Annotated in this window: 1 protein-coding gene; it reads right to left on the bottom strand. The window is 38.2% G+C overall.

Annotated features, from left to right (window positions below; genetic code table 11):
• Positions 1–212 (bottom strand): cbb3-type cytochrome c oxidase subunit I (locus tag ACPYOJ_RS35790; protein ID WP_481420449.1); only part of this gene is annotated, 212 nt, incomplete at its 3' end.
• Positions 213–259 lie beyond the last annotated feature (47 nt).

The raw sequence follows: 259 nt of genomic DNA, 5'->3' as shown, positions 1-259 counted from the left end.
GTCCCGATGTAGAACCAAATGGCTACATATAAATGTCTTACCCTTCTTTTAGCAATAGTTCCGAACATATTGATTCCGAAGATTACCCAGGAAATTGTAATTAAAATATCGATCGGCCATTCGTGTTCGGCATATTCTTTAGAGGTATTAATTCCCATGAGGAAAGTGATAACTACAGAGACGATCATGATCTGCCATGTCCAGAAGTGCATCCACGATAAAGTATCGCTGTACATTCTTGTTTTAAGCAATCTTTGCA

This window comes from Rhizobium sp. SVR5-9E (genome assembly GCF_056755095.1).
This window is presented reverse-complemented; position numbering and strand designations above follow the sequence as displayed.